Raw genomic sequence first — 22359 nt, 5'->3', positions numbered from 1 at the left:
CTAGCGCACCAATCGCCGCCGCATGCCGATCACAGCCAGCGGAAACAGCACCGCGCTCCAGACCGCTAGATAAACCACCGCCACCAGCGCCCCGTTGGTGAACCGGCCCAGGGCCAGGCTGCGGCACAGCTCCACCAGGTGGGTCAGCGGCAGCGCCTGGGCCAGCAGCTGGGCCCAGCCGGGCAGGTTGGTCACCGGGAAGAAGGTGCCGGAAAACAGGAACATCGGCGTGATGAACAGGAAGATCGGCAGGTTAAAGGTCTCGATGGTCGGCACCAGGGCGGTGCAGATCATGCCGGCGCAGGCAAAGGCCAGCCCCCCCAGAAAGGCTGCCGGCAGCAGCAACAGGGCATGGGGAAACTGCAGCAGACCGAACAGGCTCACCACCAGCATCATCAGCAGGGTGCCGATCACCGCTTTGGTGGCCCCCCACAGGATCTCGCCGGTGATCACCTCGTCCAGGGTGAGCGGTGTGGCCAGCATGGCGTCAAAGGTCTTCTGGTAGTACATCCGCACAAAGGAGGAGTACGTATTCTCGAAGAAGGCGCCCTGCATGATGTTGATGGCGATCACCCCCGGTGCGATGAAGGCGGTGTAGCCGACTGCTACATCCCCGTAGGTAAGCGTGCCCACCAGCCCGCCCAGGCCGACACCGAAGGCGGTCAGGTACAAAAGCGGCTCGGTCAGGGGCGGCACAAAGGAGATCTTCCAGGTCTTGCGGTAGACCAGCAGGTTGCGCTGCCAGACCCGCAGCAGGCGGCGGCTCAGGTCAAAGCGGATCATTCGCGCAGCTCCCGTCCGGTCAGACGCAGAAAGACATCCTCCAGGGTGGCCGGCCGCAGCATGCAACCCTCGCGGCAGTGTTCGGCCAGCAGCTCGCGATAGAGCGCCTCGCCGTTGCCGCTGTAGATCACCAGCCGCTGGCCCAGGTCTTCGTGGGGCAAGCCCCGCTCCAAGATCATCCGGCGCAGCCCCTCACAGGCGGCCACCACCTCGATCACGCTGTCTCCCACATGCTGACGGATCAGGTCACGGGGCGCACCTTCCACCAGAATTTTTCCCTGATCCATGATCACCAGCCGGTCGCAGAGGCGCTGGGCTTCATCCATGTAGTGAGTGGTCAGCAGGGTGGTCAGGCCGCGGGCCTTCAGCTCATCCAGACGGCTCCACAACTGGTGACGCGATTGAGGGTCCAGGCCGGTGGTCGGTTCATCCAGGATCAGCAGCTGCGGCTCGTTGATCAGGGCCCGCGCCAGCACCAGCCGCCGCATCATGCCGCCGGAAAGGTCGCGCACCCCGGCCTGCTCACGGCCCTCCAGGGAGATGAACTGCAGCAACGACGCCACCCGCTGTCGCACCACCGCCTGCGGCAGATTGAAATAGGCCGCAAACACCTCCAGGTTTTCACGCACCGTCAGGTCCGGGTCCAGGTTATTATCCTGTTGGCATATCCCGATCCGGCCCTTGAGCTGGCGCCAGGCGCCGTCGCAATCAGTATCGAACAGGCGCAGGCTGCCGCTGTCGCGGGGAGTGAAACCGTAGAGCATGCGGATGGTGGTGGTCTTGCCGGCGCCGTTGGGCCCCAGCAGGCCGAAGCACTCGCCGGGCTGCACGCTCAACGAGATGCCGTCCACCGCCACAAAGCTGCCAAAGGATTTTCGTAAATTGGAGGTTTCGATGACTGCTGACACAACGTTCCTTTCACGGATAGTGCCGACACTGGCTGGCAGTATAGCCTGCCGCCCCTTAAAAGCAAGCCGTTAAGCAGACAGGCTGGCGCAGCGGATCGTTCGATGGTATGCTGCTGACACTGTATTTTCCCTTAAAGGCTGCTGCTATGGCTCGCTGTTCAAACTGCAAGGCTCCCTTACCACCTGGCTCACAGGTCTGCGACTACTGTGGCAACCGCACCGACATCGACCTGACCGGCATCCACCACTACACCACCCACGATCTTGACAGCCCGCGCATCTGCCCCCGTTGTAACGTGAAGCTGAAAACCGTCAACCTGACCAGCCAGGGCCGCTTTCTGATCGAGCGCTGCGAGAGCTGTTTCGGGCTGTTTTTCGATCCCGGCGAACTGGAGGCGCTGCTGGAGGCAACGGTCAAAAATGTCTTCGAGATTGACCGTGACCGGCTGAACGCCGTCAGCAAAGACCGGCAGCCAAGCCAACACCCGATCGCCTACATCAAATGCCCGGTCTGCAGCGCATTGATGCACCGGGTCAACTTCGGCGCCAAGAGCGGGGTAGTGGTTGATCGTTGCCGGGCGCACGGGGTCTGGCTGGATGGCGGCGAACTGCGACAACTGTTTGAATGGATGCGGTTGGGGGGACACCTGCTGGAGCAGCAACGCAAGGAAGAACAGCGTAAGGAAGCGGAAAAACGGGAACAAGAGGAACGGGAGAAGCTAAAAGGGATCAGCGATACCCCCACCCGGTTCGATCGCTATGGTGAACCGCTGCGGCAGTCGGACCCGGACCTGTTTGAACTGATTATCAAGGCGATCCGCTTTTTCATGAAATGAGCACACCAGACGCTGCCAGCAAGGCACACAAAAGCTGTCACGACACACCCTCCGGCCAGGTGCTGCTGGCGATCCGCCAGTTTAACGCCCACCACTGGTTTGAATGCCACGAGACGCTGGAACCGCTCTGGATGCAGGCCCACGGTGAGCTGCGCGACTGCTATCAGGGGATCATCCAGCTGGCCATCGCCCTGCACCATTGGAAGAACGGCAACTACAACGGCAGCCAGGCATTACTGTCAAGCGCTGCCGACTATCTGAGCCAGGTCAACAGTCCCTGTCAGTGGATCGACGTCAGCGGTCTGATCGGCCAGCTGCAGACGGTCCAGCAGCGGCTTGCCCAGCTGGGGGCAGACCGGATGCAGCAGCTGGAACCTGCCCTGCTGCCCCGCGTTACCACCGTCTCGACCTGAAGTATCCCCTCAGTCGGCCACCTGTAGCCCGCTGCAGACAACCCCTCATGCAAAAGCCACCGGGTTGTGCCCGGTGGCTTTATGCTGCTGTGTACTCACTGCAGGTGAAGCTTACGGCAACTCGGTCTCACCCATCAGGTAGCGGTCGCATTCCCGCGCCACGCCGCGCCCTTCGTTGAAGGCCCAGACCACCAGGCTCTGGCCACGGCGGCAGTCACCGGCGGCAAACACGCCGGGCAGGCTGGTGGCATAGCTGCCGTAGTCGGCCTTGATGTTGCTGCGGGGGTCACGCTCAACCCCCATCGCATCCAACAGCTGCTGCTCGGGTCCCAGAAAGCCCATGGCCAGCAGCACCAGACCTGCCGGACGGACCTGTTCGCTGCCGGCAACGGGGGTCGGCACGAACTGCCCCTTATCGTTCTTGCCCCAGCTGACCTGCACGGTATGCACCGCAGTCACATTACCTGCGGCGTCCCCCTCGAATCTGGTGGCGGTGGTCAGGTAGCTACGTGGGTCGGCCCCGTACTGCTCTGCCGCCTCCTCCTGACCGTAATCCACCTTGAGGGTCTTGGGCCACTCCGGCCAGGGGTTGTCGTCGGCCCGCTGTTCGGGCGACTGCGGCATGATCTCGAGCTGAGTCACCGACCGGCAACCATGGCGCAGCGAGGTGGCCACGCAGTCGGTTCCGGTGTCACCGCCGCCGATGATAATCACGTCCTTGTCCTTGGCGGAGATATACTCGCTGCCGGGGTTCAGCACCGACCTGGTGTTGGCGGTCAGGAACTCCATGGCAAAGTGGATCCCCTTCAGCTCACGCCCCTCGATCGGCAGGTCACGGGGCTGGGTGGCGCCGGTGGCCAGCACCAGGGCGTCAAACTCGTTGCGCAGCTTGTCCACCGGGTAGGCGCTGCTGCCGACGGCGGTGTTGCAGACGAAGCTGATCCCTTCCTGCTCCATCAGCTTGATCCGGCGCAGCACCACCTCGCGCTTGTCCAGCTTCATGTTTGGGATACCGTACATCAGCAGGCCACCCGGCAGATCGGCCCGCTCGAAGACCGTCACGCTGTGGCCGGCCTTGTTGAGCTGAGCAGCCGCTGACAGGCCGGCCGGACCGGAGCCGACCACCGCCACCTTCTTGCCGGTGCGTACCTTGGGCGGCTGCGGTACGATCCAGCCCTCCTGCCAGCCACGCTCCACAATGCTGACCTCGATATTCTTGATGGTGACCGGCGGCGCGTTGATCCCCAGGGTGCAGGAACCCTCGCAGGGTGCAGGGCAGACCCGTCCGGTAAATTCCGGGAAGTTGTTGGTACGATGCAGGCGATCCAGGGCCTGATGCCACAGCCCGCGATAGACCAGATCGTTCCATTCGGGGATCAGGTTGTTGATCGGACAGCCGCTGGCCATGCCGGACAGCAGCACCCCGGTATGGCAGAACGGAATGCCGCAGTCCATGCAGCGCGCCCCCTGGATGCGCAGCTTCTCCTCCGACATATGCAGGTGAAACTCGTTCCAGTCTTTGAGCCGCTCCAACGGTTCGCGGTCCGCCGGCAGCTCGCGGTCATACTCCATAAATCCGGTTGGTTTTCCCATGGTTGGTATCCTGTATCGTTCGTTCAGAGGTACATAGTTATCGATAAGATCAGGCAGCTTCCTTCGCATTTTCCTCAAAGGCCGCCACCAACGCCTCATCACCACTCAGGCCAGACGCCTTAGCACGCTCGATGGCCTCCAGCATCCGCTTGTAGTCCATCGGCATCACCTTGACGAAGCGGTCGGCGTAGACCTGCCAGTTGATCAGGATGATTGCGGCCCGGGCGCTGCCGGTCAGTTTCTCGTGCTGCTCGATCATCGCCTTCAGTGTGGCCTTGTCCTGCTGGTCGAGGGTCTCCAGGGCAACGATTTCAGTATTGCAGCGGCTGGCGAAATCGCCGTGCTCGTCGAAGACATAGGCCACACCGCCGCTCATGCCTGCGGCGAAGTTACGGCCGGTGGCGCCCAGCACCACCACGGTGCCGCCGGTCATGTACTCGCAACCATGGTCGCCGACCCCTTCAACCACGGCATTGGCGCCGGAGTTCCGCACGCAGAAGCGCTCGCCGGCCACGCCCCGGATGTAGGCGCTGCCGCTGGTGGCGCCGTACAAGGCCACGTTGCCGGCAATGATATTCTCTTCAGCCCTGAAACGAGAGCCGGCCGGCGGATAGACCACGATCGAGCCGCCCGAGAGCCCCTTACCCAGGTAGTCGTTGGCATCGCCGCACAGCTCCAGGTTCATCCCCTTGGGGATAAAGGCCCCGAAGCTCTGGCCGGCCGAACCATTAAACTTCAGCCGGACGGTTCCCTCCGGCAGCCCCTCGGCGCCGTGCCTGAGGGTGATCTCGTTGCCAACGATGGTGCCCACCACCCGATCAATGTTGGTGATCGCCAGCTCGGCCGAGACCGGCTCACCCTTTTCAATGGCCGGCTGACAGATCTTCAGCAGCTGGTTCATATCAAGGCACTTGTCCAGACCGTGGTCCTGGGCCTCGACACAGTAGCTGACCGCGTCGATCCCCATGTCCGGACTGTAAAGGATATTACTGAAATCCAGCCCCTGGGCCTTCCAGTGGGCTACCGCCTTTTTCGGCTCCAGCACATTGACGCGGCCCACCATCTCGTTGAATGTGCGGAAGCCAAGCTGTGCCATCAATTCGCGGACTTCCTGGGCCACGAAGCGCATGAAGTTGACCACGTACTCCGGCTTGCCGCTGAAGCGCTTGCGCAGTTCCGGGTCCTGGGTGGCGACGCCGGCCGGACAGGTATTACTGTGGCAGACCCGCATCATCACGCAGCCCAGGGTCACCAGCGGCGCAGTGGCGAAGCCGAACTCCTCGGCCCCCAACAGCGCCCCGATCACCACGTCGCGGCCGGTCTTCAGCTGGCCGTCCACCTCCACCACGATCCGGCTGCGCAGGTTGTTCAGCATCAGGGTCTGATGGGTCTCGGCCAAGCCCAGCTCCCAGGGCAGGCCGGCATGTTTGATACTGGAGAGCGGCGATGCGCCGGTGCCGCCGTCGTAGCCGCTGACCAGCACCACGTCGGCATGGGCCTTGGCAACCCCGGCCGCCACCGTGCCGACCCCCACTTCCGAGACCAGCTTGACGCTGATCCGGGCGCGGCGGTTGGCGTTCTTCAGGTCATGGATCAGCTCCGCCAGGTCCTCAATGGAGTAGATGTCGTGGTGCGGCGGCGGCGACACCAGGCCGACGCCGGGGGTGGTGTGACGGGTCTTGGCCACCCAGGGATAGACCTTGTGGCTCGGCAGCTCGCCCCCCTCGCCCGGCTTGGCCCCCTGGGCCATCTTGATCTGGATCTCGCCGGCGTTGGAGAGGTAGTGGCTGGTAACTCCGAAACGGCCGGAGGCCACCTGCTTGATGACACTGTTCTTGGAGTCGCCCTGCTCGTTGGTCCAGGTGAAGCGCTCCGGATCCTCGCCCCCCTCGCCGGTGTTGGAACGGCCACCGATCCGGTTCATGGCGATGGCCAGCGCCTCGTGGGCCTCCTGGCTGATGGAGCCGTAGGACATGGCGCCGGTCTTGAAGCGCTTCATGATCTCCTCAACCGACTCCACCTCCTCGATCGGCACCGGCACCTGCTGTTTGAAATCCAGCAGACCGCGCAGGGTGTAGTGACGCTCGCTCTGCTCGTCGATCAGTTGCGAGAAGACCTTGAACTCCTGATAGTCGTTGCTGCGGGTCGCCTTCTGCAACGCAGTGATGGTCAGCGGGTTAAAGAGATGTTCCTCGCCGTCCTTGCGCCATTGGTACTGGCCGCCGGGATCAAGGGTCGGCTCGGCAGCCACCCGCTTGGGATAGGCCTTGGCGTGCCGGTCCAGCAGCTCCTTGGCGATGCCGTGCAGATCAGTGCCGCCGATCCGCGACGGGGTCCAGGTGAAGTATTTGTCGATCAGCGACTGATGCAGGCCCACCGCCTCGAAGATCTGGGCGCCGCGGTAGCTGGGCACCGTGGAGATGCCCATCTTGGCCATGGTCTTGACGACCCCCTTGACGGTGGCCTTGATGTAATTCTTGACCGCAGTCTTGTGGTCGACCCCCGGCAGCATTCCCTGGGCGATCAGGTCATCGATCGACTCAAAGGCCAGGTAAGGGTTGATGGCGGTGCAGCCATAGCCCAGCAGGGTGGCGAAGTGATGCACCTCGCGGGGCTCGCCCGACTCCAGCACCAGCGAGACGTGGGTGCGGGTGGCGGTGCGGATCAGGTGGTGGTGCAGACCGGCCACCGCCAGCAGGGCCGGCAGGGCTGCATACTCCTCATTCACCCCGCGGTCGGACAGGAACAGCACGGTGGTGCCGGCCTCGATGAAGCGCACCGCCGCATTGCACAGGCTCTCCATGGCCCGCTCCATCCCCTCGACACCATCCTCGGCCTTGAACAACAGCGACAGGGTGGTGGTCTTGAAACCGGGCTGATCGATATGCCGCAGCTTTTCAAACTCCTCGTTGGTCAGAATCGGGTGTTCCAGCCGGATGATCCGGGCGCTGCCGGGGCTAGCCTTGAGCAGGTTCGATTCGGAGCCGATGCGGGTAACGGTGGAGGTGACGATCTCCTCGCGGATCGGGTCGATCGGCGGATTAGTCACCTGGGCAAACAGCTGCTTGAAGTAGTTGTAGAGCAGCTGGGGCTGGTTGGAGAGCACCGCCAGCGGCGTGTCGGTGCCCATCGAGCCCAAGGGCTGGGCGCCGTCCCGGGCCGAGGGCCCCAGGATCACCCGCTGGTCCTCGTAGGTGTAGCCAAAGGCCTGCTGGCTCTGCAGCAGACCGGCCTGATCGAACGGCTGCTGCTTGGGGGCCTCGGGCAGGTCCTTCAACAGCAGTTGATTGGTCTTGACCCAATCCCCGTAGGGCTTGGCCGAAGACAGTTCCTTCTTGATCTCCTCATCGGGTACGATCCGGCCCTGCACGGTGTCGATCAGGAACATCCTGCCCGGCTGCAGGCGACCCTTCTCGATCACGCGCTCCGGCTCCACCGGCAGCACGCCGGCCTCGGAGGCCATGATCACCCGGTCGTCGTCGGTAATGTAGTAGCGGCAGGGACGCAGGCCGTTACGATCAAGCACCGCGCCGATGATCCGGCCGTCGGTGAAGGAGATCGCCGCCGGGCCGTCCCACGGCTCCATCAGACAGGCGTGGTATTCGTAAAAGGCCCGCTTCTCCTTGTCCATGGTCTCGTGGTTTTCCCACGGCTCGGGCACCATCATCATCACGGCGTGGGGCAGCGAGCGGCCGGCCATCACCAGCAGTTCCAGGCAGTTGTCGAACATGGCCGAGTCGGAACCGTTGGTGTTGATGATCGGCAGCGCCTTCTTAATATCGTCGCCGAACAGTTCGCTGTTGAACATCGACTGCCGGGCGTACATCCAGTTGACGTTGCCCCGCAGGGTGTTGATCTCGCCGTTGTGGGCCATGAAATGGTAGGGGTGGGCCCGCTCCCAGCTCGGGAAGGTATTGGTGGAGAAGCGCGAATGCACCAGCGCCAGGGCACTCACCATATCCGGGTCGCGCAGGTCGGGATAGTACTGGTCCACCTGCACCGGCATCAGCATCCCCTTGTAGATGATGGTGCGGGTGGAGATGCTGGCCACGTACCAGTAGGGATCGACGTCAATGTCGCGGATCTCGTGGATGGCGCGCTGGTTGACGAGGTACAGCTTACGGTTGAAGGCATCCTCGTCCAGGTCGGTATCCAGCGGCTGCAGGAACAGCTGCCGCACCATTGGCTCACCGGCCTTGGCGGTCTCTCCCAGCGACGAGTTGTCGGTGGGTACATCGCGCCAGCCTATGATCTGGACCTGCTCCTCCTTGAGGATCCGCTCCAGCACGTGACGGGCACTGTTCCGTTCGGTGGCCCTGGGCGAGGTAAACAGCATGGCGACACCGTACTCACCCGGCTCTGGCAGTCGTATCCCCAGTGGGGCACAGGCCTTACGCAGGAACAGATCCGGCATCTGCAGCAGGATGCCGGCGCCGTCGCCGGTATTGGGTTCACAGCCCACCGCACCACGGTGATCCAGATTCATCAGCACGGTCAGGGCCTGCTGGACGATATCATGGGACTGCTTACCCTTGATATTGGCCACAAAACCGACGCCACAGGCATCATGCTCGAACTGGGGATCGTACAGCCCCTGTTTTTTCGGTATTCCGATCGTTTTCATAGCGCAACCTTTGTGGTGAGGGAATTCCTGCCGTTTCATGCAGAGCCACCCATGTGCAAGCAGCGGGCCAATCTCGCCGCACGTTCACCAATACTACCACTATCTCGTCGTATTTACAGGCCGCTGGAAAAAAATTGAGGGGCCGATAGACTGGCGCCCGTGACGCCACAGGGGCGTCGCCGACAGCTGATCGGCACAAGAGAGTAACAAAACAACTCACGAGCTACACACCAGTTTTGACAGACGCGGAACGGCTCCGCGCCGTTCGACAACGGGGCAGCTGACCACAAAAAAGCCGGCCCCGCAGATGCGGGGCCGGCCAGACAAACCTTCCTGACACGCCTTAAACGTTCAGCCAGCTACAGGTCCAGATCGACGTGGCCGTTGCACAACTGGTCGCGGGTCTGGGCCACATCGCCACTCTCCAGATACTCCTCAAACGACATTGTCCGGTCGATCACGCCGCCCGGGGTAAACTCCACGATCCGGTTGGCCACGGTGCTGACAAACTCGTGGTCATGGGAGGCGAACAGCACCACCTCACTGAAGGCGATCAGGCCGTTGTTAAGGGCGGTGATCGATTCCAGGTCCAGGTGGTTGGTCGGTTCGTCCAGGATCAGCACGTTGGCGCCGGCCAACATCATCCGGGACAACATGCAGCGCACCCGCTCACCGCCGGAAAGCACGGCGCATTTCTTGGTGGCCTCGTCACCGGAAAACAGCATCCGTCCCAGAAAACCACGCGCAAAGGACTCACCTTCGGTGGGCGGCGAGTACTGCCCCAGCCACTCGATCAGGTTCAGGTCGTTGTCGAAGTAGGCCCCGTTCTCCTTGGGGAAGTAGGCGCTGGTGATGGTCACCCCCCAACGGAAGCTGCCGCTATCCGGCTCCAGCTCGCCGGCCAGGATCTGGAACAGGGTGGTCTTGGCCAGACCATTACCCCCCACAAAGGCGATCTTGTCCCCTTTGCGCACCGTCAGGGTCAGATCCGTGAAGACCGGCACGCCATCCACCGTCTTTGACAGGTCGCTGATCTCAAGGATAATGTCGCCGCAGGGCCGCTCAGGCTTGAAGACCACGTAGGGATACTTGCGGGACGAGACCGGCATCTCCTCGATGGTCAGCTTTTCCAGCAGCTTCTTGCGGGAGGTGGCCTGCTTGGCCTTGGAGGCGTTGGAGCTGAAACGCTGGATGAACTCCTTCAGTTCGTTGGCCTTGTCGGTCACCTTGCGGTTTTCGTCCTGCTTTTGCTTGAGGGTCAGCTGGCTGGCCTGGTACCAGAAGTCGTAGTTGCCCACGTAGACCTGGATCCGGCCGAAGTCGATGTCGGCCACATGGGTGCAGACCTGGTTCAGGAAGTGACGATCGTGGGAGACCACAATCACGGTGTTGTTGAAGCGGGCCAGAAACTCCTCCAGCCAGGAGATCGACTTCAGGTCCAGGTGGTTGGTCGGTTCGTCCAAGAGCAGGATGTCCGGATTGCCGAACAGGGCCTGGGCCAGCAGCACCCGCACCTTGTCACCACCCTCCAGTTCCTTCATCTGCTTGTGGCGCAGCTCCTCGGGAATGCCGAGACCGTTCAACAGCACCGCCGCCTCTGATTCCGCCTCGTAGCCGTTCAGCTCGGCGAACTCCGATTCCAGCTCGGCCGAGCGGATGCCGTCCTCCTCGCTGAAGTCGCTCTTGGCGTACATCGCCTCACGGGCCATCATCACCTCATATAGCTTGGCATGCCCCATGATGACGGTGTTGAACACAGTGTGTTCATCAAAGACAAACTGATTCTGCTGCAGAAAGGCGATCCGCTCCTTCGGCCCAACCGATATGGTTCCCGAGTCCGCTTCCGACTGGCCCGCCAGGATCTTGAGAAAGGTGGATTTGCCGGCGCCGTTGGCGCCGATCAGGCCGTAGCAGTTGCCCGGCACGAACTTGATGTTGACATCCTTGAAGATGACCCGCTTGCCATAGGCAAGGCTGATGTTGTTTGCGCTGATCATGATGATTCTCTCTTTCCGCAGCCAATAAAAAACCACAGGGGGGGGTCTCCCTGTGGTTCAGGTGCCGTTCAGCTATAACATAGTTGGCCTACCGGGGCAAGCGCGGCGCTGCTTAAGCTACTGAAACAATGGTCAGTACAGCTCCAGCGGCGGTTCGTTCAGGGCCGACAGCTGCTCGCGCAGCTCCAGAATATGTTCGCCCCAGTAGTGCACCGTATTGAACCAGGGAAAGGCGATCGGAAAGGCCGGGTCGTCCCAGCGGCGGGCCAACCAGGCGCTGTAATGCAGCATCCGCAGGCTGCGTAGCGGCTCGATCAGGCGCAGCTCCAGCGGATCAAACTCATAAAACTCGCAATAGCCCTCCAGCACGGCATCCAGCTGCAGGGTCTTGCGCTGGCGGTCACCGGACAGCATCATCCAGATATCCTGCACCGCCGGGGCCATGCGGCTGTCGTCAAAATCCACGAAGTGCGGCGCGTTATCCCGCCAGAGGATGTTGCCGCTGTGGCAGTCGCCATGGGTCCTGATCATGCGAATCGGTCCACAGGCCGCAAAGCAGTCATCGATCTTCGCCAGCAGCTGCTCGGTCAGGGCAGCGTAGCTCTCGCGGTACTCGGCCGGGATGAACCGCTCCCGGATCAGGGCCACGCTCTCATGGCCAAAACCGGCGCTATCCAGTAGCGGACGGTGCTCAAAGGGTCGCAGCGCCCCGATCCGGTGCATCCGCCCCAACATCCGACCCAGGATCAGCAGGTTGTCCAGGTTGTCGAACTCTGGGGCGTGGCCGCCCTGCTGCGGGTAGAGGGCAAAGGAGAAGTTGTGGTAGTGAAACAGGCTCTCGCCGGCCTGGTTGCGCCAGGGTGCCACCACCGGCAGCTCGTGACCGGCCAGTTCCGTGGTCAGATCATGCTCCTCAATGATCTGCTGCCCGCTCCAGCGGCCGGGACGATAGAACTTGGCGATCAGCGGCTTGGCGTCCTCGATCCCCACCTGGTAGACCCGGTTCTCGTAGCTGTTGAGGGCCAGGTTGCGGCAATCGCAGCGAAAGCCCTGGCTTTCGACGGCATCCATGATGAAGTCGGGGGTCAGCCGGTGGAAGGGGTGGCTGTTTTCGTGCATGGTCGCGGGGCCGGTTACGGGCGCGGCCGCTGCAAGAGCGGCGCGATGAAGCGGTCGAAGGTGGCCCGCTGCTTGGCGGACAGCAGGTCCAGGTCCCCCTCGTTATCCAGCAGAAAGGTGGCCACGCCGATCACTGTCCGCGTCAGATAGCCGGTACCCGCCACGGCCTGTTCGATCTCGTCCTTATGTACGCTGATCAGCTTGCGCAGTTGGCGCAGGTCCAGTTCCATATGCTTCTCTCCGGGCAGTCGTGACTGCAATGCTACGGCAGTATACAAAAGCTTGGCCCCTTGCTCAAGCAGACCGGGCGTTAGTTATGAACGGCGTCCCCGCCGCCCGGTCTTGGGACCCGGCCGCTCGGTCGGCGGCTTGCCCCGCCGGGGCTTGGCCGGCTTGGCGGCCGCAGCCGGCTCAGCCTTCACAGCCGCCTTGGCCGGCCGTTGCGCTACTGTCCGTTTTTTGGCCGGTTTGGCCGCCTGCTTCAGCTCCTGAATCCGCGTACTCCGTCGGGCCGCCACGTGGGGAAACTCTGCCAGCCGCTGGCGGGGAATGGCATAGGCCAACAGCTTCTCGATGGCGGCCAGCAGCACCTTTTCCTGCTGACAGACCAGCGAGAGGGCCTGGCCCTGCTCACCGGCCCGGCCGGTGCGGCCGATACGATGCACATAATCCTCAGGCACCTGGGGCAGGTCGTAGTTGACCACATAGGGCAGCCGCTCGATATCCAGGCCGCGAGCGGCCACATCGGTGGCCACCAGCACCCGCAGGTCGCCCTGCTTGAACTCGGCCAGGGTCCGGTTGCGGATCGACTGGCTCTTGTTGCTATGGATGGCGGCGGCCTTGATCCCGTCGTAGAGCAGCTCCTCGGTCAGCTTGTCGGCACCGTAGCGGGTGCGGCAAAAGACCAGCACCTGCCGCCAGCCCCCCTGACGGATCAGAAAGGAGAGCATCTCCCGCTTGCGGCTCTTTTCCACCTCATACACCGCCTGGGTCACCGCATCGGCGGTGATGGCGCGGCGGGCCACCTCGATCCGGCGTGGCGCATCCAGCAGTTCATCGGCCAGCTGCTTGATGCTCTGGGAATAGGTGGCCGAAAACAGCAGGGCCTGGTGCTTGGGCGGCAGATAGCCCGCCACCTGCTTGATATCATCAATAAACCCCAGGTCCAGCATCCGGTCGGCCTCGTCCAACACCAGAAACTCGACCTTGGAGAGGTTGATGGTGCCCCGCTCGGCATGGTCCAGCAGCCGTCCCGGCGTGGCCACCACGATATCGACCCCGCGCTGCAGCCGCTCAATCTGGGCCTGGATGGTCACCCCGCCGTAGATCATGGTGGAACGCAGCGCGAAGCGCCGGGCATAGGCGTTGATCACATCGCTGACCTGGCCCGCCAGTTCGCGGGTCGGCACCAGCACCAGCGCCCGTGGCTTGCGACGTTTTTCCTTGGGCAGAGCCTCACTCAGCCGCTGCACGATCGGCAGGGCAAAGGCGGCGGTCTTGCCGGTGCCGGTCTGGGCCCCGGCCAACAGGTCACAGCCCTCGAAGATGACCGGTATCGCCTGGGCCTGAATCGGGGTCGGCGTGGTGTAGCCGTGGGCAGCAATGGCGCGCAGCAGTTCAGGGCAAAGGCCGAGGGTTTCAAATGACATGGGACGCTCCTTGAAAACAAAAACCACAGGGGTGGACCCTGTGGTCGTATGCGTCGCAGCTATAGCACGGTATGCCCGTTCAGTGCAATCTCTTAGCAACCTTCACTATTTGTGACATGATCAGAGCCATTGTAACCGGACCCGCGACCTGCTATAAGCGAAACGTGATGCAGTTAACCAGTCGGTTATCTGACTTCACTGCCATCATCAGGAGACCACCGATGACCATCCCGTCCGTTCCGACCAAAGGCCGCACCCTTGATTATGCCGCACCGGTTTACGACCTGCTGGAGCCACTCTGCCTGTTGAACAAGCAGGCGATCTACGACCAGACCCTGATCCAGACCCTGGCCCCCCAACCGGGCGACACCATCCTCGACCTGGGCTGCGGCACCGGTCTGTTGTGCCAGAAGATCAGCGCACTGCTTGACCCGGCCCAGGGTGGCTGCGTCACCGGTATCGACGCCGCCGGCACCATGATCGAGGCCGCCCGCGAAAAACGGGGCGCCCCCCACTGCCGCTTCGAGGCCATGGCCGCCGAACAGCTTGCATTTGAGGACGGCTCCTTTGACGCGGTCATCTCCAGCCTGTTCTACCACCACGTCCCCCTTGAGCTGAAGCAGCAGAGCCTCAAGGAGGCGTTCCGCGTACTCAAGCCGGGCGGCAGACTGGTAATCGCCGATATGCACAAGCCCACCACCCTGATGGGGGCGTTGGTCTCCCACGCCTCGCGCTGGCTGTTCATGCAACCGCAGATCGGAGAAAATATCCGCGGCGTACTGCCGGAGCTGATGGTCGAGGCGGGCTTTCTGCCCCCGCAACAGGTGGCGCACTTCTTCGGCTATATCTCTGTGTTCGCAACCACCAAACCGGCGTGATCAACCCATTCACCATCATCGGGCACTACGCCAAGGACCTCGGCACCCTGCAGTCCGAACTGCAGTCCGAACTGCAGGCCGGCCTGCGGCGTTTCTGGGAGACGGCCGCCGTTACCCTGAACCACAGCACGATCCGGCTCACCCCGCCGGATGAACCGACGCTGTCGCTACCGCGCAACTTCTTCTCGACCCTGTTCCTCTACTCCTACTACCGCAGCGACATCCCCCCGCAGCGACGGATTCTCTACGCAGCGCTGAACCAATGCCTGCGCGGCATGGTCACCGGCTGTGACAACATCCTCGACGACGAGTACAAGATTACCCTGGAGACCGACCTGCCAGGCCAGGCTCACCGCTTCCGTTCGGTACTCGACATCATGGTGGCCGACCGGGTGCTGTTTACCCTGCTGACAGAACACTGCCACGCCAACGGCCTGCCGGTCGAACGGGCGATTGAGGCCGCCAACGCCTCACTGCAGGCCCTAGCCATGAGCGGCGCCCAGGAAGCCGCCGAAGAGGGCGGCATCAGCGAGCGGTTGCCACCGGCCGCCATCCTGACGGATATCCACCACTACAAGACCGGGATCCTGTTTCAATCGACCTGGGCCATTCCAACCCTGCTTGAAGGCCAGCTCTCACCGGTTGCCCACTCGGCCCGGCAGGCGCTGTACCAGATCGGTATCGGCTGCCAGTTGCTGGACGACCTGGTGGACCTGTTCATTGACCTGCAGCACAAGCGGCACAACTACGTGGCCTCGGTCATCTACCATAACGAGCCGCGTGAGACCTGGGACCAACTGCAGGCCATGCTTGCCGCCGGCAACCCCCAGGATGACTTCTACGGGGCCCAGCCGGAGCTTTTCAAGCGGATCAGGAGCGAGGCCCTGACCACCCTGGAAGGGGGCCTGCACAGCCTGTTTCTCGACCGTCACCAGCAGGCGGTCCGCCCGGCAACCGCCTTTATTGCACGACGCATCGGCGTAGAGCCTGAGTAAGCCACCAGATCCGGTACCGACACCATGCGCTTTGCCTTTATCCTCAAAATCGCCACCCTGATCCTGCTACGCTCCTGGCGGGCCACCGCCGTGCTGTCGTTCATGGTGATCACGGCCGTGGCGGCGCTGGTCTTTCTCTCGGCGCTGGCGGTGGGCACCAACGACGCCATGATCCGCAACTCCACCGGCCTGTTCTCGGGCCACATCAGCGGCAGTGGCATCAGCGCAAGCGATGCCGGCAAGCTGCAGGTAACCGGTGTGGAGCAGGTGCTGTTGAGGCATCACCGGCCGGTGATCCTCAGCACCAGCAGCTCCCTCGAACCGGCAACCCTGCTGGGGGTTGATCCGCTCCAGGAACAAAAGGCCACCGCCTTCTGGAAAAAGACCGTGCAGGGTCGCTATCCTGCAGCCGGCAGCCAGGAGATCTACCTCAGCCAGGACAGCGCCAAACGCCTCAAGCTGCAGGTCGGCGACCGCGTCACCCTGCGTACGCACCAATCCGTCGCCTTGAAGCAACTCACCGTAAGCGGCATCTACAAAACCGGCATCTCGCACCTCGACCAGGGACTTGCCTTCTGCCCGACAACGGCCCTGCCGCCCGGCGCACAGGAACTGTCAGTGGCCCTGTTCCTGGCGGCTGAAGCGCCGATTGACGAGGTGGTCAGCACGTTGCGCAGACGGCTACCCACGGCCAGCGTTACCCCCTGGATGGAGTTCATGCCGGACCTGAAGCAGTTGATCGACCTGGACTACATCTGCATGGCGATCGTGATCACGCTGGTCTTCGCCATCGTCTCGGTCGGCATCTCCTGCACCTTCCTGATCTTCACCCTCAAAAACCTCCGTGAGCACGGTATCATGAAGGCCATGGGCTTCATGGCGGGCGACACCGCCCTGCTGCTGGTATCCCAGATCAGCCTGCTGACGGTCTTTGCCGCAACCGTCGGCACCCTGCTGGGCGTGCTGATTGTCACCGTCTTCGCCCAGATCGGCATCGACATCGGCGCCTTCACCTCCCACAACCAATATTTTTCCGTCTCCGGCATGCTCTATCCGCGGCTGACCGGGCTGGCGCTGTTCACGCCGCCGCTGGTGGCGGTGGTGTTCGGACTGGCGGCCGCCATCTGGCCGATCGTCACCATCATCCGCAAAAACCCGGCGGACATCCTGCGGAGCGTCTGAGCCATGATCACTATCTCGTCCCTATCCAAGCAGTATGTCTCCGGGCGCGGCCATGTCTCGGCGCTGAGCGATATCTCCTTTTCCGTAGCGCACGGCCGGGGCGTGATCCTGGCCGGCAAGTCGGGATCGGGCAAGACCACCCTGCTGAACTGCATCGGCACCCTGGAAACACCCGACAGCGGTTCGATCATCTGCAACGGCGTCGACATCTGCGGGCTCAACGCCCGCCAACGGGCACTCTTCAGGCGCAGGGAGGTCAGCTTCGTCTTCCAGTCCGGCAACCTGCTGCCGTGGCTGACAGTGGCCGAAAACTTGCAGCTGCCGCTGGAACTGAATGCCATCACCGGCGCAGACCAACGGCACCGCATCGAGGAGCTGCTGGAGACCTTCGGCCTGGCTGGCTACGAAAAGGCCATGCCGGCTGAACTCTCGGGGGGCGAATCGCAGCGGATCGCCTTTGCGCGAGCCATCGCCCATACCCCTTCGATCCTGTTGGCGGACGAGCCGACCGCCAGCCTTGACTCGGAAAACGGTCGCCAGCTGATCGAACTGATGTTCTCGCTCTGCCACACCAAGGGGATGTGCCTGTTCATCGCCACCCACGACCAGGAATTGCTGGGCATGGCCGAGACCGTAATCGCCCTCAAAGACGGCAAGCTGCTGCCAGCTGCGCCGGCACCGACCGGCTGACCCCCCATGCCGCTCTTCCACAACGATATCTGGCGACAGCAGATCGGCGCCACCCTCTTGTACTGGGGGCTGCTGCCGTCACTGGTGCTGGGGCTGGGGCTGGTGCTGGACCGGCTACTGGGACTCCAGCCCCTGCCGAACGCCCCCTGGCTGATCACGATCAGCCTCGTGCTGTTGGCTACTGGCCTGGCCCTGGTCTGCTGGTCCACCAGCGACCTGCACCGATTCGGCGCAGGCACCCCCAGCCCGCTGCGCCCGGCAAAACGGCTGATCATGGAGGGCAGCTACCGTCTCTGCCGCCACCCGATGTTCCTCGGCTACGACCTGATGCTGCTGGCGGCCATCCTGCTGCTGAGATCAACGACAGCCCTGGTCGTCTGCTACCCCTTGTTTTTGGTCTGGTCGCTGCTGTTGCTGCGCAAGGAGGAACGGATCCTGGCGCTACGCTTCAAGGAGGAGTTCCGCCGCTACCAGCACGAGGTCCCCTTCCTGCTGCCCCGCCTCGGGCGCAGCAAACCTTGAGCCCAGCAACGGCAGTCCGACCCGTTTGACAGCCAGGCAACAAGGGATAAACTAAAGGAGCATCAGGCATATCTGTCAGGGAGGAGACTATGCGCAAACTACGTGGTGGTGTGATCACACTCTGGCTGTTGATCTGCTTGACGGCTACCAGCGTCTCGGCCGAGGTCAACGTCGGCATCGGCATCAGCCTGCCCAACGTCAGCATCGGTATCAACCTGCCGCTGTTTCCGCAACTGGTGGCGGTGCCGGGCTACCCGGTCTACTACGCGCCGGGCGTGGCAACCAACTACTTCTTCTACGACGGCCTGTACTGGGTCTATCAGGACGACTCCTGGTACGCCAGCAACTGGTACAACGGCCCTTGGTGGACGGTGGACCCCTGGGATGTGCCGCTCTACATCCTGCGGATCCCGGTGCGCTACTACCGCTATCCGCCGCCCTACTTCCACGGCTGGCGCCATGACGAACCGCCCCGTTGGGGCCTGCACTGGGGACCGCAGTGGGAACAGCAACGCAAGGGCTGGAACCGCTGGAACCGTCACGCCGTGCCGCCACGGGCACCACTGCCCAGCTATCAGCGCCAGTATGCAGGCGAACGCTATCCGCAGCGGCCAGAGCAGCAACAGCGTCTGCATCAGCAGCATTACCGCTACCAGCCCCGCACCAAGGCCGTTCGGCAGCAGTATCTGTATCAGCAGCAGCACCAGCAACAACGCCGGCATGATACTCAGCCGGAAAGAATGCAGGTAACTCCGGACCGTCCTCAGCAGGTGTGGCAGGAACAGCCCCAGCCAAGGGGGCCGCAACAGCAACAGCCAACCATGAAACAGCCGCCACCGGTTAAACAGGTCCGGCCGGCCGGACCTGAGATGCAACAGCGCTACCCCTCCCAACCCAGCCATCAGCAGCGAGGACCAGCGCCGTCAGAACAGCGCCCCCACGGCAAGGAGCAGCGTTGGCAGCCCAACCAGGGATCAGGACAACCGGAGCGGGGGTTTGCCCGCTAGTTGCGACACCATAAACTAGATACAAAACAGACAAGGCGGCCCATTGACCGCCTTGTCTGTTTACAACCTGCCCGGACCTGAGCCGGGCACTATACAACTGCACTATGCCTAAAAGATTTCCTTGATAAACTCAGCCAGTTCTTCGCCTTCATCCTCAGCCTGGATCACGAAAGCTCTGGTCATATTTCCGCTGCCCATGGACGTGCCTTCGCCACCGGAGCGCACATCCTTGATCTTGACCAGCACCTTGCCGGTCGTGGCATCAACCAGTTCGGCATCGATCGAGATGTTGGTCTTGGCGCCCTTGGGGGCCATCACGCCCAGGAACCATTTGGCGGCGCCGACCCCACCATTGAAACGGGTGATCTTGCCGCGCAGGATCAGCGCATTGGCCTTAGCGGAACCGTTGGCCTCGACCTTTTTAAAGATGCCATACTCCTTGAGGTGCTTGACCGTACTGTCGGTAAGCATCCGTACGATATCCTTTTCTGCGGCCTTCAGCAGCTGCTTTTCTTCATCATCAATATTGACGATCTCTGCGTCCTTTGAGGAAAAATCCTTGACCACAATGGCCGAATAGTTGGTACCCAGGCGCTCGGTGATCAGTATCTCTTCTTCGTCAAAGTTTCCAGGCTTGGGCAGCGCATCGGCCGCCAATACCGGGCAGGCGAACAGGGTAGCAGTAACCAGCAGGGCCAACAGGGTGAACATCCGTTGCATGTGTACCTCCAGTGGTGGGTGTTAACGCGCTCTGCAGCAGCGTCTGGTCAGACAGTATACCCACTTGCGGCGACTTGGCAATCATCCATCTGAACGCAAAGCGCGTCACTTGACGGAGCCCTGTTACGCACTTATATTCCCAGCACGGTACTATTACGAGGGAGGTACACCAAGATGGCGATGGATCTGATCGATTACACGATTGTCGGTTCGGAGATGCAGTTCGTAGAGGTGGAACTGGACCCGGGCGAGGCGGCCATCGGCGAGGCAGGGGCGATGATGTACATGCAGGACGGCATCCAGATGGACACCGTCTTTGGCGACGGCTCACAACAGGCAAGCGGCCTGATGGGCAAACTGCTGGGTGCCGGCAAGCGACTGCTGACCGGCGAGAGCCTCTTCACCACCGTCTTCCACAACGAAGGTCAGGGCAAGCGGCGGGTGGCCTTCGCGGCCCCCTATCCGGGCAAGATCATCCCGGTGGACCTGGGACAAATCGGCGGCACCCTGATCTGTCAGAAGGACTCCTTCCTCTGCGCAGCCAAAGGGGTCTCACTGGGGATCGCCTTCCAGAAGAAGCTGGGTGCCGGCCTGTTTGGCGGCGAGGGATTCATCATGCAGCGGCTGGATGGTGACGGTATGACCTTTGTTCACGCCGGAGGAACCCTGCAGGAGCAGGTGCTGGCCCCCGGCGAGACCCTGCGGGTGGATACCGGCTGCGTGGTGGCCTTCCAGCCCAGCGTTGATTTCGACATCCAGTTCGTTGGCAAGATCAAGTCGGCCATCTTCGGCGGCGAAGGGCTGTTCTTTGCAACCCTGCGGGGTCCCGGCAAGATATGGCTGCAGTCCCTGCCCCTGTCGCGGCTGGCCAACCGGATCATCATGTCGGCGCCGGCGGCCGGTGGACGCTCCACCGACCAGGGTTCGTTGCTGGGCGCCGGCATCCTGGGCGGCATCCTGGGAAGCGACGACTGATGCACGGGTCGCAGTTTCAGGGCCGGCTGTTCGGACCCGGCCTGCCCGGTGCAGGCATCGCGGCCAGCGGACAGTGGGACGCCCTCGGTCGGCTGCGGGTGACGCCGCATGAATCCGGACAGGCTGAACGCTGTGCCGACCGGCCGGAGATTGCGGCCGCCGGTTTCAACAACGCCAGCCTGCGACTCAGCTGGCAGCAGCCAGAAGGCGCCTACGCCCTGGTGGTCGATGGCGTTGACGACCGCAGCCGGTGTGCAGCCACGGCGCCTGAACACTGCAACCGTCAACTGGCCGCTGCCGTTCGTCAGCCAGACACGCTGGAACGCCGCTTCAGGCTGGGCTGGGGCCTGCTGGCCCTGGTACTGCTGATGCCACTTTTGGGGTTGGTCCTGTTCCTGCTGAACGCCGACCGCGTGGCCGACTGGGTGGTGGATAAAATTCCGGTAGCTCAGGAGGCCCGGTTGGGTGAGCTGGTGCTGGCCCAGACCCGCCTGCAGATGAAGCTGATCGACCGCGGCCCGGCAGTGGAGGCGCTGGCCGACATCGGCGGCAGGCTCACCGAAGGCTCGGTCCACCGCTACCGCTGGTTCGTGGCCGAACGCCCCGAGGTGAATGCCTTTGCCGCACCAGGCGGCGTCGTGGTGGTCTTCAGCGGCCTGCTTACCTCTGCCGCAACAGCCGAAGAACTGGCCGGCGTTCTGGCCCACGAGGTGGCCCATGCCGAACTGCGCCACAGCCTGCGGGGCATGGTCAAGGGGCTGGGGCTGCGGGCCCTGGTGGCGCTGTTAGCGGGGGACATCTCCGACAACGTGCTGACCGGCGCCGCCACCCGTCTGACTGAACTGCGCTTCTCCCGCGACGCCGAGCGGGAGGCTGACGCCAACGGCCTGCAACGACTGGTGGCCGCCCGCATCTCCCCCCACGGCATGGTCCGTTTTTACGAGCGACTGGCTGCGGAGCAGCGACCCACGCCGCCGGCCCTGCTCTCCACTCACCCGGCCAGCGGCGAACGGCTGGACTGGCTACGCCGCGAGGTTGCAGCCTTAAAGGGGCCGTGGCAGCCGTTACCAATTAACCTGCAGCGGGCCACAGTCTCGCTGCGCTGAGGTTTTCTGATCCCCGAAACAGCACAGGCGGCCGATTGGCCGCCTGTGAACTGAAATGCAAGCTGCCAGCTGCTCAGACCCCTACGGATCAGCGTTTGAACAGCAGAAAAACTCCGGCGACGATACCTGCTGCGCCACCGATGTAACGGTACATCACACCGTCAGGGGCAGCCCCGGTGATGGCGCGGGTCAATTGAGCCGTAACCGCCCCGGACATCTGATAGCCCCAAAACACCAGACCGACACCAACCACCAGCAGTACCAGACCAGCAGCCTTTAAAACCGTCTGTGTTTGTGCACTCATACAGTACGCTCCTCCATCTCTTCAGATTTACCGCCGCCCGGAACAGCGAGGCACCATC

General features: G+C 62.7%; 20 protein-coding genes. 10 read left to right on the top strand and 10 right to left on the bottom strand.

The annotated features are described in order from the left end of the window. Complete coding sequence (locus tag RBQ93_RS01495) at positions 1–783, bottom strand: ABC transporter permease (protein WP_320370225.1); 783 nt, start codon at positions 781–783, stop codon at positions 1–3. Continuing rightward, complete coding sequence (locus tag RBQ93_RS01490) at positions 780–1691, bottom strand: ATP-binding cassette domain-containing protein (RefSeq protein ID WP_320370224.1); 912 nt, start codon at positions 1689–1691, stop codon at positions 780–782. Before RBQ93_RS01490 ends, RBQ93_RS01495 begins: the two co-directional genes overlap by 4 nt. Before the next feature lie 107 nt (positions 1692–1798). On the opposite strand from RBQ93_RS01490, the gene RBQ93_RS01485 reads away from it, so the two are divergent. Both RBQ93_RS01485 and RBQ93_RS01480 read left to right on the top strand, forming a co-directional pair. Further along, the gene (locus RBQ93_RS01485; RefSeq protein ID WP_320370223.1) at positions 1799–2527 is read left to right on the top strand and encodes a zf-TFIIB domain-containing protein; all 729 of its coding nucleotides are present in this window, start codon (positions 1799–1801) and stop codon (positions 2525–2527) included. Continuing rightward, positions 2524–2940: a DUF309 domain-containing protein gene (locus RBQ93_RS01480; RefSeq protein ID WP_320370222.1), complete on the top strand. Its 417-nt coding sequence runs from the start codon at positions 2524–2526 to the stop codon at positions 2938–2940. The genes RBQ93_RS01485 and RBQ93_RS01480 overlap by 4 nt, the downstream gene beginning before the upstream one ends. 111 nt (positions 2941–3051) lie before the next feature. On the opposite strand, the gene RBQ93_RS01475 is transcribed toward RBQ93_RS01480, so the two are convergent. The 6 genes from RBQ93_RS01475 to RBQ93_RS01450 form a co-directional block, all read right to left on the bottom strand. After that, positions 3052–4533: a glutamate synthase subunit beta gene (locus RBQ93_RS01475; RefSeq protein ID WP_320370221.1), complete on the bottom strand. Its 1482-nt coding sequence runs from the start codon at positions 4531–4533 to the stop codon at positions 3052–3054. A 49-nt stretch (positions 4534–4582) separates the two neighbouring features. Continuing rightward, positions 4583–9157: a glutamate synthase large subunit gene (gene gltB, locus RBQ93_RS01470; RefSeq protein ID WP_320370220.1), complete on the bottom strand. Its 4575-nt coding sequence runs from the start codon at positions 9155–9157 to the stop codon at positions 4583–4585. Between the two features lie 359 nt (positions 9158–9516). Beyond that, the gene (locus tag RBQ93_RS01465) at positions 9517–11154 is read right to left on the bottom strand and encodes an ABC-F family ATP-binding cassette domain-containing protein (RefSeq protein WP_320370219.1); all 1638 of its coding nucleotides are present in this window, start codon (positions 11152–11154) and stop codon (positions 9517–9519) included. Between the two features lie 132 nt (positions 11155–11286). Next, positions 11287–12273, bottom strand: a complete 987-nt coding sequence (locus RBQ93_RS01460) for a serine/threonine protein kinase (protein ID WP_320370218.1) — start codon at positions 12271–12273, stop codon at positions 11287–11289. A 14-nt stretch (positions 12274–12287) separates the two neighbouring features. Then, a complete protein-coding gene (locus RBQ93_RS01455; protein WP_320370217.1) occupies positions 12288–12503 on the bottom strand; it encodes a hypothetical protein in 216 nt (71 codons plus the stop codon). An 84-nt stretch (positions 12504–12587) separates the two neighbouring features. Continuing rightward, a complete protein-coding gene (locus RBQ93_RS01450) occupies positions 12588–13922 on the bottom strand; it encodes a DEAD/DEAH box helicase (protein WP_320370216.1) in 1335 nt (444 codons plus the stop codon). Positions 13923–14143: 221 nt separating this feature from the next. Here RBQ93_RS01450 and RBQ93_RS01445 point away from each other — a divergent pair, with 221 nt between their 5' ends. The 6 genes from RBQ93_RS01445 (at position 14144) to RBQ93_RS01420 (ending at position 19196) form a co-directional block, all read left to right on the top strand. Then, on the top strand, positions 14144–14800 hold the full coding sequence (locus RBQ93_RS01445; protein ID WP_320370215.1) for a class I SAM-dependent methyltransferase: 657 nt from the start codon (positions 14144–14146) through the stop codon (positions 14798–14800). Continuing rightward, positions 14797–15795, top strand: coding sequence for a class 1 isoprenoid biosynthesis enzyme (locus tag RBQ93_RS01440; protein ID WP_320370214.1), 999 nt, complete (start codon positions 14797–14799; stop codon positions 15793–15795). The genes RBQ93_RS01445 and RBQ93_RS01440 overlap by 4 nt, the downstream gene beginning before the upstream one ends. A gap of 24 nt (positions 15796–15819) precedes the next feature. Next, positions 15820–16977 carry an ABC transporter permease gene (locus RBQ93_RS01435; RefSeq protein ID WP_320370213.1) on the top strand — a complete coding sequence of 386 codons (1158 nt, stop codon included), beginning with the start codon at positions 15820–15822 and terminating at the stop codon, positions 16975–16977. Between the two features lie 3 nt (positions 16978–16980). After that, positions 16981–17667 (top strand): ABC transporter ATP-binding protein, encoded by a 687-nt coding sequence (locus tag RBQ93_RS01430; protein WP_320370212.1) that lies wholly within the window; start codon positions 16981–16983, stop codon positions 17665–17667. 6 nt (positions 17668–17673) lie between these two features. Continuing rightward, positions 17674–18189 (top strand): methyltransferase family protein, encoded by a 516-nt coding sequence (locus RBQ93_RS01425; protein ID WP_320370211.1) that lies wholly within the window; start codon positions 17674–17676, stop codon positions 18187–18189. An 89-nt stretch (positions 18190–18278) separates the two neighbouring features. Continuing rightward, the gene (locus RBQ93_RS01420; protein ID WP_320370210.1) at positions 18279–19196 is read left to right on the top strand and encodes a hypothetical protein; all 918 of its coding nucleotides are present in this window, start codon (positions 18279–18281) and stop codon (positions 19194–19196) included. A gap of 108 nt (positions 19197–19304) precedes the next feature. On the opposite strand, the gene RBQ93_RS01415 is transcribed toward RBQ93_RS01420, so the two are convergent. Next, a complete protein-coding gene (locus RBQ93_RS01415) occupies positions 19305–19916 on the bottom strand; it encodes a DUF4410 domain-containing protein (RefSeq protein ID WP_320370209.1) in 612 nt (203 codons plus the stop codon). Positions 19917–20090: 174 nt separating this feature from the next. Here RBQ93_RS01415 and RBQ93_RS01410 point away from each other — a divergent pair, with 174 nt between their 5' ends. Continuing rightward, positions 20091–20891: a TIGR00266 family protein gene (locus tag RBQ93_RS01410; protein ID WP_320370208.1), complete on the top strand. Its 801-nt coding sequence runs from the start codon at positions 20091–20093 to the stop codon at positions 20889–20891. Further along, positions 20891–21997, top strand: a complete 1107-nt coding sequence (locus RBQ93_RS01405; RefSeq protein WP_320370207.1) for a M48 family metallopeptidase — start codon at positions 20891–20893, stop codon at positions 21995–21997. The genes RBQ93_RS01410 and RBQ93_RS01405 overlap by 1 nt, the downstream gene beginning before the upstream one ends. 88 nt (positions 21998–22085) lie before the next feature. On the opposite strand, the gene RBQ93_RS01400 is transcribed toward RBQ93_RS01405, so the two are convergent. Continuing rightward, the gene (locus tag RBQ93_RS01400) at positions 22086–22301 is read right to left on the bottom strand and encodes a DUF3185 family protein (RefSeq protein WP_320370206.1); all 216 of its coding nucleotides are present in this window, start codon (positions 22299–22301) and stop codon (positions 22086–22088) included. Positions 22302–22359: the final 58 nt, after the last annotated feature.

The organism is Trichlorobacter sp., assembly GCF_034008105.1.
GTDB lineage: Bacteria > Desulfobacterota > Desulfuromonadia > Geobacterales > Pseudopelobacteraceae > Trichlorobacter.
Note: the sequence above shows the minus strand (reverse complement) of the source record. Positions and strands in the feature narration are given on the sequence as shown.

Coding starts and splice junctions, on each gene's coding strand:
- RBQ93_RS01495 (WP_320370225.1), bottom strand. CDS start 783: ATGATCCGCTTTGACCTGAGCCGCCGCCTGCTGCGGGTCTGGCAGCGC.
- RBQ93_RS01485 (WP_320370223.1), top strand. CDS start 1,799: ATGCTGCTGACACTGTATTTTCCCTTAAAGGCTGCTGCTATGGCTCGC.
- RBQ93_RS01480 (WP_320370222.1), top strand. CDS start 2,524: ATGAGCACACCAGACGCTGCCAGCAAGGCACACAAAAGCTGTCACGAC.
- RBQ93_RS01475 (WP_320370221.1), bottom strand. CDS start 4,533: ATGGGAAAACCAACCGGATTTATGGAGTATGACCGCGAGCTGCCGGCG.
- gltB (WP_320370220.1), bottom strand. CDS start 9,157: ATGAAAACGATCGGAATACCGAAAAAACAGGGGCTGTACGATCCCCAG.
- RBQ93_RS01465 (WP_320370219.1), bottom strand. CDS start 11,154: ATGATCAGCGCAAACAACATCAGCCTTGCCTATGGCAAGCGGGTCATC.
- RBQ93_RS01460 (WP_320370218.1), bottom strand. CDS start 12,273: ATGCACGAAAACAGCCACCCCTTCCACCGGCTGACCCCCGACTTCATC.
- RBQ93_RS01455 (WP_320370217.1), bottom strand. CDS start 12,503: ATGGAACTGGACCTGCGCCAACTGCGCAAGCTGATCAGCGTACATAAG.
- RBQ93_RS01450 (WP_320370216.1), bottom strand. CDS start 13,922: ATGTCATTTGAAACCCTCGGCCTTTGCCCTGAACTGCTGCGCGCCATT.
- RBQ93_RS01445 (WP_320370215.1), top strand. CDS start 14,144: ATGACCATCCCGTCCGTTCCGACCAAAGGCCGCACCCTTGATTATGCC.
- RBQ93_RS01435 (WP_320370213.1), top strand. CDS start 15,820: ATGCGCTTTGCCTTTATCCTCAAAATCGCCACCCTGATCCTGCTACGC.
- RBQ93_RS01430 (WP_320370212.1), top strand. CDS start 16,981: ATGATCACTATCTCGTCCCTATCCAAGCAGTATGTCTCCGGGCGCGGC.
- RBQ93_RS01425 (WP_320370211.1), top strand. CDS start 17,674: ATGCCGCTCTTCCACAACGATATCTGGCGACAGCAGATCGGCGCCACC.
- RBQ93_RS01420 (WP_320370210.1), top strand. CDS start 18,279: ATGCGCAAACTACGTGGTGGTGTGATCACACTCTGGCTGTTGATCTGC.
- RBQ93_RS01415 (WP_320370209.1), bottom strand. CDS start 19,916: ATGCAACGGATGTTCACCCTGTTGGCCCTGCTGGTTACTGCTACCCTG.
- RBQ93_RS01410 (WP_320370208.1), top strand. CDS start 20,091: ATGGCGATGGATCTGATCGATTACACGATTGTCGGTTCGGAGATGCAG.
- RBQ93_RS01405 (WP_320370207.1), top strand. CDS start 20,891: ATGCACGGGTCGCAGTTTCAGGGCCGGCTGTTCGGACCCGGCCTGCCC.
- RBQ93_RS01400 (WP_320370206.1), bottom strand. CDS start 22,301: ATGAGTGCACAAACACAGACGGTTTTAAAGGCTGCTGGTCTGGTACTG.